Genomic DNA, 16158 nt, shown 5'->3' with positions numbered 1-16158 from the left:
CGCGTACCCGAAAACCTTTTCGCGTTTTTCGGGATACGCCCAACAGGACCACTCAATGCAGACTGTGCTCAGCATTGCTGTCGATGCCCTCGCCTATGGCATGGTGCTTTTCGTCATTTCCATCGGCCTTTCGGTCACCATGGGCTTGATGCGCGTCGTCAATCTCGCTCACGGCGCATTTGCAATGATCGGCGGCTATTTTGCATCCTATGCTGCCCAGCAGCTTGGCCTCAATTACGGCTTTGCGATCATCATCGCGGTCGTCGGCACGATGATAATCGCCGTTCCCGTGGAGAGATTGCTCTATCGGCGCATTTATGGGGCGCCTGAACTGACGCAGGTGCTGATGACCATCGGTATCACTTTCTGCATTATCGGTCTCACCAACTATATATTCGGACCAACGCTGAAGACCATTCCTTTGCCTGAAATGTTGCGTGGATCTGTCGATATCGGCTTTCGGGCAATTGCCAAGCATCGCATCTTTGCAATCGGGTGCGGCTTCGCGGTGGCCCTTGGTCTTTGGTACATCATCGAACGCACTGCCTTCGGCGTGAAACTGCGCGCTGCCGTCGACAATGCCAACATGGCGGCTGCACTCGGTGTCAGAACCGAAATCGTTTACGCCATCAGCTTTGCGCTTGCCATTGGGCTTGCAGCTTTCGGCGGTGTCGTCGGCGCCGAACTTCTACCTGTCGAACCCTACTATGCACTCCGCTACATGGTGACATTTCTGGTCGTCGTCTCTGTCGGCGGCGCAGGCTCCATACCCGGAGCGCTGATTGCCTGCCTCCTGCTCGGAGCAATCGATACAACCGGGCGTTATCTGGCACCGGAATATGGCGAGTTCTTCTTCTATCTGGCAGTAATCGTCATTGTGACGCTGTTCCCGCGTGGTCTTGCAGGAAGGCTGGCCAAAAAATGACCGATATGACGCAAGCTCTCTCCCAATACCGTCACTCCTATGCGGGTCTTGCTGGCGTAGCAGCAATTATCGCTGCCAGTATTTGCGGCTGGTTTTTGTTCCCCGACAATCTGGCGCTGCTGACACGCATCATTGCCATTGCCTTGCTCGTATTGTCACTCGATCTGGTGACGGGCTATTGCGGTATAGCAACGCTCGGCCATGCTGCTTTGTTTGGCGCTGGTGCCTATGGTGCCGGCATCGCTGCTGCCCATTTCGGTATTACCGACCCGATCCTGATGACACTTATCGGTCTTGTTGCAGGAGCTATCACCGGGCTTGTTTCCGGAGCCGTTATTCTGCGCGCACACGGGCTCGCTCAACTCGTTCTATCGATTGCCGTTGTTCATCTGTTCCACGAAGCTGCAAACAAGGCATCAAGCTGGACCGGCGGCAGTGACGGACTAAGCGGCATTTCACCCGATCCGATCTTTGGCATGTTCGAGTTCGATCTCTACGGACACACGGTCTATGTCTATGCCGTATTCCTGCTGCTCGTTTCGTTCATCTTCCTACGTTATGTTGTTCGTTCACCCTTCGGTATGCTTTGCCGAGGTGTGAAAGAAGACCCGATCCGCATTCATGCCATGGGCGCTTCGGTCCAGTCAGCACAGCTTCGCATGTATGTCATTTCGGGCGCTGTTGCTGGCATCGGTGGCGCGCTGAACGCCATTTCAACGCAGGTTGTCGGACTAGACAGTCTTAGCTTCACCATGTCGGCGGAAGCTTTGGTAATGCTGGTTCTCGGTGGCACGGGATCGCTGTTCGGAGGACTGATCGGCACAGTTGTCTTCATGTGGTTCGAAGACCTCGTCTCTGCTGCAAACCCCTTCCACTGGCTTACAATGGTTGGGGTTCTGCTGATCGCCGTCGTGCTATTCGCGCCGCGCGGCCTCTATGGAACCGTCGCCTATTACTTTGAAAAGAAGGCGCGCCGCAAATGAGTACCGTGTTTGAAGTAACGAAACTGCACAAAAGTTTCGGCGGTCTGGCAGTTACAAACGATGTTTCGCTCAGTATGGCGAAAGGCGACCGCGTCGCCCTCATTGGTCCCAATGGAGCGGGCAAGACCACTTTCGTCAATCTGGTTACAGGCAACCTCGCGGCAACTTCTGGCACCGTGGCATTGGATGGAGAGAGCGTCTCCCGGCTCAACGCCATGCAGCGCGTCAGGCGTGGACTGGTGCGTTCATTTCAGGTGACCCGTCTCTTCTTCGACATGACACCCGAAGAACACGTGGCTCTTGCTGTTTTGCAACGCGAAGGCAAGACGGGACGTATTCTCGGAAACTATCGCAAAATGCCTGAAGTCATGGATGAAGTGCGCGATATTCTCGATACGCTCGGGCTTCGGCATCTCGGACAGTTGCGGGTGAGTGAGATCGCATATGGCCAACAGCGGCTTCTGGAGATTGCACTTGCATTGGCGCTTCGACCCAAAGTTCTGCTGCTTGATGAACCAGCTGCGGGTGTTCCACAGAGCGACACGGGCCGCATTGAGGAAGCGCTCGACCGACTACCGGCCGATCTGGCAGTACTCATGATCGAGCACGATATGGACCTCGTTTTTCGCTTCGCAAAGCGTGTGGTCGTTCTAGCTGCCGGAACTGTGATCTTTGACGGATTGCCGGAAGACGTCGTGCAGGATGCCCGCGTCCGCGAAGCCTATCTCGGGAGCTATGCGCAATGAGTGCCGCCTCGCTTGAAATTCGCAATCTCTCCTCCGGTTACGGCCCCACGCGCGTCATCGAGAATGTATCGTTCAAAGCAGAACCGGGATCGCGACTTGCCATTCTGGGCCGCAATGGTGTCGGCAAGACCAGCCTCTTTGCCACTATCGCAGGGCAAACGCGCCGTTATGGCGGTGAAATTCTGCTGAATGGAAAGAATATCGCCACGCTTCCATCAGCCGCGCGCGCAATTGCTGGTCTCGGTTATGTGCCGCAAACTCGTGATGTTTTTCCGACCCTCACCGTCGAAGAAAATCTCTTCGTTGGCCTCAAAAACCGACCAAAGAATGCGCTCGAAGAAGCCTATGCGATGTTTCCGCGTCTTAAGGAACGACGCAGCAATCTTGGGTCGCAGCTTTCCGGGGGAGAACAACAGATGCTTTCCACCGCGCGCAGCATTCTCGGGCGACCGACAGTGCTGCTGCTCGACGAACCGCTGGAAGGCCTTGCTCCTGTCATCTGCGAAGAACTGATGGCTGCTTTCTCGACACTTGCACAGAAGGGAGACATGACGATCCTGCTTGTCGAACAGCGCATCCAGAGTGCACTCGATTTCGCCGATCACGTCATCATACTGGAACGTGGGCGCATCGCGTGGTCTGGCACTTCAGCAGAACTCACCAAAAACCAGCAGACCGTAGAAGAACTGCTGGGTGTCGGCGGGTTGCATTGATCAGTTCCCGACAAATGCAAATTTGTCGACGTCCACGAGGCCGCGGTCAGTGATCTTGAGATGCGGGATCACAGGCAAGGCGATGAAGGCCAGTTGCAAGAATGGCTCCTCCAGAACGGAACCCAGTTCTTCCGCTGCATGACGCAGCACGCGAAGCTGGTCGCGGACAGTTTCATATGGCTCGGCGCTCATCAATCCGGCAATGGGCAAAGGCATTTCAGCCAACACCTTGCCATCGCGCACGACAACGAAACCACCTTCAATTTCGCCCAACCGATTGGCAGCTGCAGCAATATCTTCGTCTGACGTGCCAACCACACAGATATTATGGCTGTCATGACTGACGGTTGACGCGATTGCACCTGATTTCAAGCCGAAGCCGTGCACAAAGCCGGTCGCAATATTTCCATTTTTGCCGTGACGTTCGACAACGGCAATCTTGACCACATCCTTTTCGAAATCGGGTTCAACGCCGTTCGGGCCAACCTTCAGATCGAATTCGAGGCTTTCCGTTATGATCTTGCCCGGAATTATACCGATTGCACGCGTCTTGCCGCTGTTGGAATGAGAGCGGAAACTGGAAACACTGACTTTCGATGCCTTGACGCTATTGCGCCCGACAGGAGCAACAGTCTTGCGAGCGGCAAACAAATCCTCTGAAATCACCCTGCCCGCCGACAACACGATTTCAGCGTGACAACCTTCGAGACTATCCACCACAACGAGGTCGGCGCGCTGGCCCGGCGCAACCAGACCGCGATCAAAAAGACCGAAAGCGCGGGCGGCAGAAACGCTAGCGGCCCGGTAGATGGCAATCGGCTCCACGCCGCCTGCAATCGCCGTGCGGATAAGATAATCGAGGTGGCCCTGATCGGCAATATCGAGCGGATTCCGGTCATCTGTGCACAGTGCCAAAAACTGCGCGTGGCGCTCGGTAATGATCGGCATAAGCGCTTTCAGATCCTTGGAAACTGACCCTTCGCGCACCAATACATGCATGCCCTTACGCATCTTTTCCAGCGCTTCTTCCGCACTTGTCGCCTCATGTTCGGTGCGAATACCTGCGGAAATATAGCCGTTCAGATCGAGCCCGCGCAGAAGCGGCGCATGACCATCAATATGGCGTCCCTGAAACGCTTTGAGCTTCGCCATGCATTCGGGATCTTTCGCCAGAACACCTGGAAAGTTCATGAACTCCGCAAGACCGATCACCTTGGGATGGTCAGCAAAAGGCAACAGATCATCGATCAGAAGCTCGGCGCCAGACGTTTCCATATGGGTCGCGGGCACACAGCTTGAAAGCTGCACGCGGATATCCATGACGGTTTCCAACGCGCTATCGAGGAAAAACTTTATGCCTTCAGCACCCAGCACATTCGCAATCTCGTGCGGGTCGCAAATGACCGTGGTAACGCCCTGTGGCAATACACACCGGTCGAACTCATGCGGCGTTACGTGGGAAGATTCTATGTGAAGATGCGTATCGATAAATCCCGGCACGACGATCCGTCCGGAAATGTCGATTTCATGCTTGCCCTGATAGTTGCCGAATGTTCCAACAATCCGGTCACCGCAGATTGCGATGTCACTTTCAACAAGTTCACCGGTTACGAGATCGAAGAAACGGCCGCCCTTCAGCACGATGTCGGCAGGTTCCCGACCTGCGCCCTGATCGATCATCCGTTCCAGCATCACGTCACCTCACATTCGGAATCAATTGTCGAAAGTTACCACAATGCAAGACGCGGCGGTAAGGTCACCCTTCCGCCGCGTCCATAACCCACGAATGTCCAGATTACCGGACGTATTCGATCATTCTGGCTCGGCTGAGAACGAGCTCGACCCGATTGTCATCAAGCTTATGCAGACAGACGCGCTTGGTCCAAGGGCCGTCATGCAACGTAAACAGCGCGCGCCCCTGACCGAGGTCTTCCAGCGGCATGGCTCGGCGTGCCGGGCCTATACCCATGATGAGGTGACCATCCTTGATATCGAAACTGGCGCCATAGGGCGATGCCTGCCAGTGGCCGTCGAGTTCCCGGCACACAGGTTTCGGTGTCACCGGCTTCAACCGGCGAGATACGTAACCAATCTCACCCTCCAGTTCCGTACCCGTCCAGCGGAGTTCAACCGGCGAAGACGGCGACAGGGATGAGAACCAGCCATCGCCGATATCGTAAAGCGTGTCTTCGGAATCAAGCCAGTTGGCTATACCGTTGCGCATTTCCAGCCAGAACGGTCCACTCTCCGTCACATAAAGCCCGTCGGGGATCGTGCAATTGGTCTCTGGCAACGACAATCCGTTGAGAGCGGCCATGCAATCTCGCGCCATCTTATAGGTGTTGGCGTCTTCACGATTTGAAACAACAATCATGCCGGTTTTCGCGGCTGGATCGAGCAGAAAATAGCTCTTGTAGCCGGGATGCGAGCCACCATGTCCAACAAACCGCTTGCCAGCCACTTCGTTCCACCGCAGCCCAAGACCGTAACCGGTTACTCGTCTGTCAGAGAGACGACGGTCAGCTGACAGTTTATCGAGCAAACCTTTGAACACGCCCTCGCCATTAACAAGTGCTTGTGCCCATTTGGTCAGCGCCATGCCACTGCCAGTCAGGCTGCCAGAAGCCGAAATGTGCAGGCCAGCAGAGCTGAGCTGCCATTTTTCGTCAGACTTCCAGTAACCGGGAACCAGGCCCGCGACCGGATCATTCCAGACGTCCGGCGCTTCCATGAAAATATCGAGAGGCAGCGCAATATCCGATTTAACGAAATCATTGAAGCGAAACCCTTTTCGCTCCAGTGCAGCTTCCACCAGACGATAACCGGTGTTGGAATACGAAATTTCCGAACCCGCTTCGAAATTGAGCCGGTTGAGAGAAGCAAGGTAATCCAGAAGCTGACCCGCTTCCGTTTCTGTATAAACAGACAGCCCCAGAAGTGTGAGGCATTCCCGCGTATCGGGCAGACCACCAGTCATGTCGAGTGCACGCCCCACGGTGACATCGGCTAGTGGACTTTGCAACTCCGGCAGATGGTCGCCGAGCCGATCCTCGAGGCCGATGATATCGCTGTGCTTGAGAACCATCGCACAAAACGCATGTTTCGTGACTGATGCGTAGCGAACGACTGTATTCGCCGTGAACGGCACGCCCGTAGACAGGTTTTCAAGCCCGCTCGCATAGGCAAATTTCACTCCATCTGGGCCGAAACCGATGATGACGCCACCCGGCTCATCCGTGGCCCAGGTTCTCGACAAGACTTTCGCGGCAAGCGAAGCCGCATTCCAGTCAGCATGCGTTGACATGAAAACTCCGTCAGGCAGGTTCTTCCAGATTGACGCTTAGCGCGCGCAATTCTGTGGTATGCGGATGTGTCGTTCGCCCAGCGCGCAAATCATCGGCGCTAAGCTGTTCCACCATCTCGCCATGTTGCATCACCCCCACCTGCGGGCAGAGATGCGCGATCACAGCGAGATTGTGGCTCACCAGCACATAAGTGAGATTCTTTTCAGCGCGCAAGTCCGCGAGAAGATTGAGAATTTCAGCCTGTACCGAGACATCAAGCGCCGATGTCGGTTCGTCCAGTAACAGAACTTCCGGTTCGGCGATCAGGGCTCGCGCAATTGCCACGCGCTGGCGTTGTCCGCCTGAAAGCTGGTGCGGAAAACGGAACCGCGCAGCTTTGGGCAACGCGACTTCGTCAAGAACCTTTTCAATACGCTTGTCGATATCGCCGATACCATGAACCAGCAGAAGCTCGCTCAGGATACGGTCGATGGTCTGGCGTGGATGCAGTGAGCCAAAGGGATCCTGAAACACCATCTGCACCTGACGGAAGAAGGCGGGTGCGCGCTTTAGGGCAACGTCCTTCCCGTCGAAAGCGATGCGGCCACTCCATTGTTCGTTGAGACCCGCCATTGCGCGCAGAATAGTGGATTTACCCGAGCCGCTTTCACCAACAATTCCAAAGCTCCCGCCCTTCTCGACATTGAAGGACACACCCTTGACGACTTCACGCTCGTTGAAGCTGATACGAAGTTGATCAATGACTATCATGAGTTCAGCCAGCTTTCTTCGCGATTAAGAACCGGCAATCGATCACGAGGATGCATGAGCGATGGAATGCAATTGAGAAGCCCCTTCGTATAAGGATGCTCAGCACGCACAAGTTCGGCGGCTTTCAATTCTTCCATGACACGGCCCATATACATGACCATGACACGGTCGCAGAAATGCGACACGAGTGGAAGATCGTGGCTGATGAGGAGAAGTCCCATTCCGCGCTTGGAAACCAAATCGTCGATCAGGCGAAGAATTTCCGCCTGAACGGTAGCGTCGAGCGCGGATGTCGGCTCGTCAGCAATGAGCAGTTCGGGATCGGGCGCCAGCATCATGGCGATCATGACACGTTGGCCCATGCCACCAGAAACTTCGTGCGGATAAAGCTTCGCCACTTCACGCGGATTGCGGATCATAACCTGATCCAGAAGATCAACCGCAGCATCCATTGCCTGACGTTTGCTACCGCCTTTGTGAGTACGCCACGCTTCAGCTACCTGCACGCCAATGGTCTTGACCGGATTAAGCGAATATTTGGGGTCCTGAAGAATAAAGCCTGCCCGCTTGCCGCGTATCTGACGCATGCCACGTTCGGTGGCTGACAGAATGTCGATGCCATCGAATGAAAGCTTGCCGGCCTTCACTTCAGCGATTGGCGGCAGCAATTTCATGAGGGCTCGCGCGGTCAAGGACTTGCCCGAGCCACTTTCACCGACAATGCCCAGTTTTTCACGACCAAGCTGAAGCGAGATCCCGCGAACAGCATCGAAACGGCTGGTGCGCGTTTCAAAGCTGATCTGCAGATTTTTAATATCAACCAGCATCTGTTCTCTCAATTCTGCTTCGGATCGAGCACGTCGCGCAGACCGTCGCCGAGGAAATTGAAGGCGAGCGATACGAGGAAGATCGCGATGCCGGGGATGGTGGCAACCCACCATTGTTCAAAGATAAAGCGCTTGGCAGTGGCAATCATCGCACCCCATTCGGGCGACGGCGGCTGTGCACCCATTCCGAGGAAGCCAAGGCTTGCGGCGGTGATGATGATCGAGCTCATGTCGAGCGTAATGCGCACAATGACGCTCGGCACACAAAGCGGCATGATGTGACGCAAAATGATGCGGAATGGCGATGCACCGGTCAGCTTGGCGGCTGCAATGAAATCGCTCTTGCGCAAAGTCATGGTTTCCGCACGCGCCAGACGCGCATAGGGTGGCCACGCAGTCAATGCGATTGCAAGCACGGCACTTTCAACACCTGGCTTCAGCGCAGCCACGAAGGCCAGCGCCAGGATCAACCGAGGAAACGCAAGAAAGACATCAGTGACGCGCATCAACGCGGTGTCAACAATCCCGCCGAAATAGCCGGCGATACAACCGATAAAGAGCCCGATCGGCGCAACGAGAATGACAACAGCGATAACCATTCCAAGGGTTACGCGGCCACCGTAAAGAATGCGCGATAGGATATCGCGGCCTAGCTCATCAGTCCCGAACCAATGCGCGGCAGTGGGAGCAGACAGACGGTTGCCTAGGTCTTGAACACTCGGATCATATGGCGCCAGCAATGGTGCGGCCAACGACAAAACGACGAAAGCGACAATGATAAAGAGACCAATCATCGCGAGCGGATTGGCCCGAAGGTTCACCCAAATGCGGTAGCGCCTGCCCCAGTTAGCCTGAGAACGAGAAGCAGGCGAGTCATCTAGCGCCCAGTTATGAAAATTGGCAAAAATCATCGGACACGCGGATCCAGAACTTTGTAGAGGATATCGGCGAGCAGGTTGAGCCCGACATAAATGATACCGATGAGCAGTGTAGCGCCCACCACCGGATTCATATCGGCATTCATCAGCGACACGGTCAGATACTGTCCCAAGCCCGGCCAGCTGAAGACCGTCTCGGTCACGACAGCACCCTCCAGCAGACCTGCATAGGTGAGAGCCAGAACTGTCACGAGCTGCACGGCAACGGTCGGGAAAGCATGTTTCCAGATGACCGAGGTCAGCGACAGGCCTTTCGCACGTGCCGTAATCACGAACTCACCCTTGAGCGCGTCAAGCATGAAAGCGCGGGTCATACGCGTGATATACGCCATGCTGAAGTAAGCGAGGATCAGAACCGGCTGAATCATGTGATAGACGGCATCCCGGAACGCGTCCCAGTCGCCCTCAATAAGAGTATCGATCGTGAGCAGGCCGGTAACATGCGGGATCATGCCTTCATAGATGATGTCCTGTCGTCCCGGACCGGGCGCTATATCGAGCGTCGCATAGAAGACGAGAAGCGATATCAGTGCCAGCATGAAAACGGGAACAGAGTGCCCTGCAAGACAGATCACGCGGATCGTCTGGTCGACGATGGAACCCTGCCGGACAGCAGCCCACACCCCCAGCGGAATACCGATAAGAGCAGCAACAAGAAGCGCAGCCGTTGCCAGTTCCAATGTCGCGGGAAAATAACGGGCGATATCCTGTGTCACCGGATTACGGGTCAGAATAGAGTTGCCGAAATCGCCGTGCAGGACCTGCCCGACATAATGCACGAACTGGATTACAAGTGGCTGATCGAGCCCCATCTCCGCGCGGACGCGCTGGATAACAGCCTCTGGCGCATTGTCGCCCACCGCAGCAATAACAGGATCGACCGGCATGACGCGGCCGATCATGAAGGTAATGACCATAAGCCCGAACAGCGTGATTAACACGCTGCTCAGGATACCGGTCAGGTTCTTGAGGCTTTTCTTCACGCCTTGGCGATCCCTGCATAGGAATGAGAATCGGACAAGACGCCGAGACGCATTCCGGTAACATCCTTGCGGCAGGCAGCTGTGGTAACGGTCTGAAGCATCACGATAAACGGACTATCGTTCATGAATTCGCGCTGCAGATTCTCATAGAGTTCGATGCGCTTTGCTGAATCGCGTTCATCGCGGGCTGCAATCGACTTCTTCGCGAACTCCTCGTTCTGATAGGACGAGCGCCAGGCGAAAGGCTTGGTAGCCGCATTATCCGAATTATCCGGATTGTTACAGAAAACGTCGGCATTAGTGTTCGGATCGAAGTAGTCAGAACCCCAGGCGGTCAGCGCAATTTCGTGCTCGCGAGCACGCATTTTGGTGAGGACCTGACGGTTCTCTGCGGCCAGAAGTTCGACCTTGATTCCAATTTCGGCGAGGTTCGCCTGAATGGCCTGTGCGATATCCGGCCAAGGCTGAGCAGAATAATGATCCATTTTGATGGTAAAACCATCGGCAAGACCAGCTTCCTGCATCAGGCTTTTCGCCTTTTCCAAATCCTTCTGGAATGGCGTTTCGTTAACCGCACCGGGGAAACCCTCCGGGATGATGGTCTGGTGCACCTTGTGCGTCAGCGGAACGATGTTCTTCTGAATGCCCTGATAGTCGACCGCCCACTTGATCGCCTGCCAGAGCTTTGGATTAGTAAGCTTTTCAATCTTCTGATTGAGAGACATCAGGCCAATGCCCGCGATTGCCTTGGTGACGAGCTCGAAATCACCATTGCCCTGAAGAACCCTCAACTGCTCGGACGTCAGATTGCGGGCAATATCGACATCACCCTTCTGAAGCATCAAGAGCTGCGAAGACGGGTCCGCGACGTGACGCAGAAGGATGCGCTTCACATTGCCCTTGTATGCGCCATGTGGATTAACGTTCAGGATGATGCTTTCGCTCGGCTTCCAGGAAACGAGAACCCATTCGCCCGAACCGGCGCTGTTCTTCTGAAGCCAGCCGTTACCGAGATCGTCACCGGATGCATTTTCCAGAACGGTCTTCTTTTCCACGATGCTGGCAACGCTTGCCGACAGGCAATACAGCAGGAACGGCAGCGATGTCGACTGCTCGACCGTCAGAGACAATGTCGACGGATCGGTCGCTACGATGTTCTTTTCTGCATTCTCTGGCGTGAAACCGAACTGGCCAATGATGAAAGCCGGGCCCTTGTTCATCTTGATCGCACGCTGCAGCGAGAAAGCAGCATCTTCAGCCGTGATCTGCGCGCCGCTTGCAAATTTTGCATTAGGATCGATCTTGAAGATGAAGACCTTCCCATCAGCGTCGGCTTCCCAGGAAACAGCAACGCCGCCTTCCACCTGGTCCGGATTGGAAAGGCTTGGATGTACCAGACGCTGGTACATGTTGTTGCAGACTTCGCTGCCGACAGCTTCGAAGCTCTCATGCGGATCAAGACTGGTCATATTGTCGAGCTGCTGGGCCACAACCAGAATATCCTGACGCCCGGCTCCAATGGCAGGCAGAATGCTCGCATAGGACAGGAAAGGAACGGCAGCCGCACCTGCCAGAAAACCGCGTCTTGAAATCATTGAGAGCTCCTCTTGCAACGCTTTCTGAATGGCTCCCTGACATCGGGCGCTTATCGACAGCGTTCTATCTCTGGATATATTTTTCCAGCTTCCCGCTATCACGTCAGCGGAGGCAGGGGCCAATGCAGAATTTTGCATTCCCTATGCAGAGTTTGCATGAGGGCAAACTAAAGGAGAGCTTTTGCAAGAAAGAATAGCCCTTCATGCAGGGCCGTCATATCAAGTGACCGAAATCGCATTTGCAATTCTTCTCGCTTGGGTCCATCACCCCTCTCAAATACCAGACTTGATTTTGAAAAGGCTTCCCCATGGCGACAGAACAGAAGATACCCGTTTTCGATGGTCACAACGACGTGCTGTTGCGCCTGTGGTCATCGCATGCTTCCTCGCCTGAAAAGCGTTTTCTTGAAGGAGAAAATGTCGGCCATATCGACCTTCCACGTGCGCAGAAGGGTGGGCTCGGCGGCGGCTTGTGCGCAGTATATGTGCCCTCGCCTTCACGAGAACTCGACACTAATGGCAATCTGGCGACGCCGAGCCAGACGGATGCGATGAAGGCAACGCTCGCCATGTCGGCAATCCTTCTGAAAATCGAACGGGCGTCAGAAGGCAAGGTCCGTATTTGCAAAACTGCAGCCGATATTCGTGATGCCTTTGCCAACGGCATTTTTGCTTCTGTCTATCATATCGAAGGTGTGGAGGCTTTTAGCGAAGACCTTGATGCCCTTTATGTATTGCATGAGGCAGGCCTCAGAACGCTTGGGCCTGTCTGGAGCCGTCCGAATATTTTTGCCCATGGCATCCCGTTCCGGTTTCCGGCGTCGCCTGACATCGGCCCGGGCCTCACCGATCATGGTAAAGCGCTCATTCGCGCCTGCAATGAACTCAAAGTCATGGTCGACCTTTCCCACATGAACGAGAAAGGCTTCTGGGACATAGCGGCAATTTCCGATGCGCCGCTCGTGGCTTCGCATTCAAATGCGCACGCGCTTTGCCAGCAAAGCCGCAACCTGACCGACAAGCAGCTGGATGCCATTCGCGATACTGGCGGTCTCGTCGGGCTTAACTTTGGCGTTTCATTCCTGCGCGAAGATGGAAAACGCGATCCGAATACGGATCTGAGTGAACTCGTTCGCCATGCTGATTACATTGTCAACCGCATCGGGATCGACCATCTGGCTCTGGGTTCCGATTTTGACGGCACCACGATTTCTTCCACGCTTCGCGATGTCGGTGATCTCCAGCTCGTCATAGACGCCTTCCGTAAACACGGCTACGACGATGCTTCCATCGTAAAGCTGGCCCATGCAAACTGGATCAATGTGCTTGAGCGTACCTGGGGTGCTTAAGGGAAAAATAGAAACGATCTCACCCTCGTAGGGTGAGATCGAAAACATGATGGTGGATATGACCGTCGAACATTTCCAGAAGCCCCTTCGTTGCCTCCCGGCTTTCATATCGCACAGGTGAAGCAAGCGCTTTGGCCAAAGCTTCCCTACTGTCATACTGGGTCCACAGCACCATCGGATAGGCTGGCGCACCTTCATCGCGTTCGACAGAATAAAGAACTCGGACTTCCCTGATGCCCGGAAATTCAAGCCACATCGGCATAAGAATATTCGCGACATAAGCTTTGAACGCATCCTCGCGCCCAGCATGAATAGCGCCTTCAAAAAAGGCCTGCCTGACAATCATAAGAATAACTCAGTTTACTTTGGTGGGTGGGACATCGCCGGAAAAATATGCGGCAAGATTGGCGAGTACGAGCTCACCCATTCCGACACGTGTTTCAACCGTTGCGCTGCCTTGATGCGGCATCAGTACGGTGTTTGGTGCGGACAAAAAATCCTCCCTGATCGTCGGTTCGTTGACGAAAACATCAAGACCGGCACCGGCGATAGTTTCGTTATTCAAAGCAGCCAGAAGCGCATCTTCGTCGACGACGCTGCCGCGGGCCACATTGATTAGATAACCCTTGCTTCCAAGTGCTGCTAGCACATCCGCGTTCACAATATTCGCCGTCGACGGATTAGCCGCGACGCACACTGCGAGTACGTCGCTCTGCTGCGCTAGTTCCGCGGGCGTTGCATGGGCAATCCAGTTCGTGCCCGCGACAGGAGAGCGGTTCCAATAGTGTACTTCCATGCCGAATGCTTCTGCACGTCGTGCAAACGACTTTCCGATCTGGCCAAGGCCCAGGACGCCAACCCGCTTCCCCTTGGGACTAACGCCAAGAGGAAATACTTCACGGCGCTCCCATTTGCCTTCCCGCACGAATTGATCGCCCTGAACAACATGGCGCATAACCGCCAGCATGAGAGCAATGCCTGTGTCGGCAACATCATCGGTCAAAACGCCAGGTGTGGTGCTGACATGTACATTGCGATCCCGCGCAAAAGCAAGATCGACCTTGTCCGTCCCAACGCCGTTGATGGCAATGAGGCCGAGCGATGGCAGACGCTCCATCCAACCATTGGAAAGCCCCGTTCCGCCACCGGTAACAACAGCACAAATGGTGCCAAGTGCCGCGTCAATCGCCGTCGTGTCTTCCGGCTTGTATAGACGAAGAATCTTGTAAGATGCATCCAATCGCTCTTCGATCAACGGCATCATCGGCTCGATAAGCAGAACTTCGTTCGTCACTTCAAACTCCATTACTAAACTACTAGAGACGCTCAGGAAATCTGACCGATAAATGCCTTCGTGCGCTCATGCTTCGGATTGCCGAAAAATTCCTCCGGCTCCGCCATTTCAAGAATTTGTCCTTGATCCATGAAGATGACACGATCTGCCACCTGCCGCGCGAAACCCATTTCATGGGTAACGCAGAGCATGGTCATGCCTTCCTTGGCGAGATCGATCATGGTGTCCAGAACTTCCTTGACCATTTCAGGATCGAGTGCAGAAGTCGGCTCATCAAAAAGCATGATCTTGGGATTCATGCATAGCGCACGGGCAATCGCCACACGCTGTTGCTGGCCACCCGATAGCTGGGCCGGATACTTATCCGCCTGTTCAGGAATGCGGACACGCTCGAGGTATTTGCGCGCTGTCTTCTCAGCTTCAACTTTCGAAACGCCACGCACTTTCATCGGAGCCAAAGTGCAATTCTCAAGCACCGTCATATGCGGAAACAAGTTGAACTGCTGGAAAACCATGCCCGTTTCCTGCCGGACGATATCTACATTCTTTCCACCTGCCGTCAGATCGTGGCCGTCTACAATGATGCGGCCTTTCTGAATGGTCTCCAGCTGATTGATACAACGGATGAGGGTCGACTTCCCCGAGCCAGACGGACCGCAAATAACAATGCGTTCACCGCGAGCGACATTCAGATCAATATCTCTGAGAGCATGATAAGTGCCGTACCACTTGTTTACTCCCTGCATGAGCACTGCAGGATCTGAAGCATCCTGCGGCAACCGGTTCGCTTTTCCCTGAGCCATCTGGTTCATGTCGAGAAACTCACTTTCGTGGACTGGATCGTCATGCCCGTCGGATGGACGGGCATGACGGAATTCGAGAGCTTACTTTGCCTGAGAGACAAAATCCGGCAGTGGCGCACCGAGCCACTTTTCATGAATCTTGTTCAGTTCGCCGTCGCTCTTTGCCTTTTCGATGAACTTGTTGACGAATTCGAGCATTTCCGTCGCCCCCTTGCGAACAGCGATACCCTGTACTTGCTGGCTGAGCTGGATTTTCTGATCATAGCGGCCCGGAGCAGCTTTTTCGATTTCGGCAGCCACGACATTGGAGAGCCCTATCAACTCAACCTGTCCCGAAAGCAGGGCTTGCACTGCGCTCGCATCATCATCGAAACGACGGATGTTGGCGTCCTGCGGCGCTACCTTGGTTACTGCCGTGTCCTGTGTTGAAGCACGAGCGACACCGATCGATTTGCCAGAAAGCTCCTCCGGCTTTGTAACAACGGTGTCCTTCGGTCCGAATACGCCAATCGAAATACCAGCATAAGGCTGCGAGAAATCAACGCTCTTTGCCCGTTCCTCGGTGATGCCCAGCGAGGCAACCAGAACGTCCACCTGTCCGCTCTGCAGATAAGGAATACGGTTTGGACCGGTGACTGGCACGATCTGTGCGTCGACGCCCAGCTCCTTCGCCAGCAACTTCGCGACATCGGCGTCATACCCGTCCGGTTCATTGCTGGTGTTCATGATGCCAAATGGCGGAAAGTCGACCAGCATACCGATCTTGATTTTTCCAGCGGACTTGATGTCGTCAACGGTCTGAGCGAATGCAGCCGGTGCCAACGCCGTTGCAAGGGCACCCGCACCAATCAGGGCCATTGCCAAACGTCTGGTAATAGTCATGTTTATCCCTTCCCTATTAAGTACCAGTCTCCTCACCGGCACCGTTTCGTTATTTTCAACGCATT

15 protein-coding genes and 1 pseudogene are annotated in these 16158 nt (G+C 54.7%); 5 read left to right on the top strand and 11 right to left on the bottom strand.

All coding sequences use genetic code 11. The annotated features are described in order from the left end of the window. Positions 1–55: 55 nt before the first annotated feature. From CES86_RS25135 to CES86_RS25120, 4 genes are read left to right on the top strand one after another with little or no spacing between them, the layout of a single operon-like run. Positions 56–925 (top strand): branched-chain amino acid ABC transporter permease, encoded by an 870-nt coding sequence (locus tag CES86_RS25135; protein WP_094515697.1) that lies wholly within the window; start codon positions 56–58, stop codon positions 923–925. Beyond that, positions 922–1908, top strand: coding sequence for a branched-chain amino acid ABC transporter permease (locus CES86_RS25130; protein WP_012093105.1), 987 nt, complete (start codon positions 922–924; stop codon positions 1906–1908). Before CES86_RS25135 ends, CES86_RS25130 begins: the two co-directional genes overlap by 4 nt. Next, the gene (locus tag CES86_RS25125) at positions 1905–2654 is read left to right on the top strand and encodes an ABC transporter ATP-binding protein (RefSeq protein WP_012093106.1); all 750 of its coding nucleotides are present in this window, start codon (positions 1905–1907) and stop codon (positions 2652–2654) included. The genes CES86_RS25130 and CES86_RS25125 overlap by 4 nt, the downstream gene beginning before the upstream one ends. Continuing rightward, complete coding sequence (locus tag CES86_RS25120; protein ID WP_094515696.1) at positions 2651–3367, top strand: ABC transporter ATP-binding protein; 717 nt, start codon at positions 2651–2653, stop codon at positions 3365–3367. The genes CES86_RS25125 and CES86_RS25120 overlap by 4 nt, the downstream gene beginning before the upstream one ends. Here CES86_RS25120 and ade read toward each other — a convergent pair. The 7 genes and pseudogenes from ade to CES86_RS25085 form a co-directional block, all read right to left on the bottom strand. After that, positions 3368–5108 (bottom strand): annotated as a pseudogene (gene ade, locus CES86_RS25115) (adenine deaminase). It lies immediately after the preceding gene. A gap of 54 nt (positions 5109–5162) precedes the next feature. Beyond that, complete coding sequence (locus tag CES86_RS25110) at positions 5163–6671, bottom strand: serine hydrolase domain-containing protein (protein WP_012093110.1); 1509 nt, start codon at positions 6669–6671, stop codon at positions 5163–5165. A 10-nt stretch (positions 6672–6681) separates the two neighbouring features. Continuing rightward, positions 6682–7422 (bottom strand): ABC transporter ATP-binding protein, encoded by a 741-nt coding sequence (locus CES86_RS25105; protein WP_094515694.1) that lies wholly within the window; start codon positions 7420–7422, stop codon positions 6682–6684. Further along, a complete protein-coding gene (locus CES86_RS25100) occupies positions 7419–8249 on the bottom strand; it encodes an ABC transporter ATP-binding protein (protein WP_094515693.1) in 831 nt (276 codons plus the stop codon). Before CES86_RS25100 ends, CES86_RS25105 begins: the two co-directional genes overlap by 4 nt. Before the next feature lie 8 nt (positions 8250–8257). After that, positions 8258–9160 (bottom strand): nickel transporter permease, encoded by a 903-nt coding sequence (gene nikC / locus CES86_RS25095; RefSeq protein WP_036587315.1) that lies wholly within the window; start codon positions 9158–9160, stop codon positions 8258–8260. Beyond that, positions 9157–10170, bottom strand: coding sequence for an ABC transporter permease (locus CES86_RS25090; protein WP_010658927.1), 1014 nt, complete (start codon positions 10168–10170; stop codon positions 9157–9159). Before CES86_RS25090 ends, nikC begins: the two co-directional genes overlap by 4 nt. After that, positions 10167–11765 (bottom strand): ABC transporter substrate-binding protein, encoded by a 1599-nt coding sequence (locus CES86_RS25085; RefSeq protein WP_012093115.1) that lies wholly within the window; start codon positions 11763–11765, stop codon positions 10167–10169. The genes CES86_RS25090 and CES86_RS25085 overlap by 4 nt, the downstream gene beginning before the upstream one ends. A gap of 308 nt (positions 11766–12073) precedes the next feature. Between CES86_RS25085 and CES86_RS25075 the strand changes: the two genes are divergently transcribed. Further along, on the top strand, positions 12074–13114 hold the full coding sequence (locus CES86_RS25075) for a dipeptidase (RefSeq protein WP_094515692.1): 1041 nt from the start codon (positions 12074–12076) through the stop codon (positions 13112–13114). A 19-nt stretch (positions 13115–13133) separates the two neighbouring features. On the opposite strand, the gene CES86_RS25070 is transcribed toward CES86_RS25075, so the two are convergent. The 4 genes from CES86_RS25070 to CES86_RS25055 form a co-directional block, all read right to left on the bottom strand. After that, on the bottom strand, positions 13134–13460 hold the full coding sequence (locus CES86_RS25070) for a hypothetical protein (protein WP_094515691.1): 327 nt from the start codon (positions 13458–13460) through the stop codon (positions 13134–13136). 9 nt (positions 13461–13469) lie between these two features. Beyond that, entirely contained in the window at positions 13470–14420 is a 951-nt protein-coding gene (locus CES86_RS25065) for a 2-hydroxyacid dehydrogenase (RefSeq protein WP_012093119.1), read from the bottom strand. 20 nt (positions 14421–14440) lie between these two features. Continuing rightward, positions 14441–15220: an amino acid ABC transporter ATP-binding protein gene (locus CES86_RS25060; RefSeq protein WP_012093120.1), complete on the bottom strand. Its 780-nt coding sequence runs from the start codon at positions 15218–15220 to the stop codon at positions 14441–14443. A gap of 72 nt (positions 15221–15292) precedes the next feature. After that, positions 15293–16093, bottom strand: a complete 801-nt coding sequence (locus tag CES86_RS25055) for a transporter substrate-binding domain-containing protein (protein ID WP_012093121.1) — start codon at positions 16091–16093, stop codon at positions 15293–15295. Positions 16094–16158 lie beyond the last annotated feature (65 nt).

The organism is Brucella lupini (assembly GCF_002252535.1).
Lineage (GTDB): Bacteria > Pseudomonadota > Alphaproteobacteria > Rhizobiales > Rhizobiaceae > Brucella > Brucella anthropi.
The sequence above is the reverse complement of the archived record's forward strand: the minus strand, read 5'-3'. Positions and strand labels throughout refer to the sequence as shown.